Consider the following 530-nt stretch of genomic DNA (forward strand, 5'->3'; position numbering starts at 1 on the left):
TGGATGCCCGGCATGTGCAGGCCGGGCCGTTGATCTGCGAAGGAATTGAGGTTTCAAACCTCGATTCCTCCTCTCGGGTGAGGGAATTCGCGCACTCGGACGGGTGATTTGGAAGAAGAAGGATGACTCTGGTCCGATTAGTCGGCTCTGGCGGAGAAGCGGATGATCTGACCGGCCCAGCCAGTGGATATGCCGGTTTGTCGACTCGTCCCCAAGCCTGTGGATAACTGTGGATAACTCGGCTGTCGCCCGCCTGTGGATGGACCGGGGGACTGTGGACGAAGCCGTCCGCCCCCCCCCCCGTGAAGCTATGGGCGTGTCGAAAAGTGGCATTTCCAGGCGCGAAATGATCGATTTAGATCATCTTCGGCCGGAGTGCCCTCAAGCCTCGCCGCGCCCGTCCAGTGCCCGGGAGAGCCAGTCCGCGGCCAGGCTGAAATCCTCGTCCGAGGTGCCGGGCCGCAGCGCGGTCGGCCGGCCCTGGTCCGCCCGCGGATAGGAGCCGAGGAACCGCACCTGCGGGCAGATCC

At 64.0% G+C, this 530-nt stretch carries 1 pseudogene; it reads right to left on the minus strand.

Annotated elements, in window-relative coordinates:
* Positions 1-381: 381 nt before the first annotated feature.
* Positions 382-530 (minus strand): annotated as a pseudogene (locus tag ABD323_RS42540) (prephenate dehydratase); the annotation flags it as partial.

The organism is Kitasatospora nipponensis (genome assembly GCF_039528135.1).
Taxonomy (GTDB): domain Bacteria; phylum Actinomycetota; class Actinomycetes; order Streptomycetales; family Streptomycetaceae; genus Kitasatospora; species Kitasatospora nipponensis.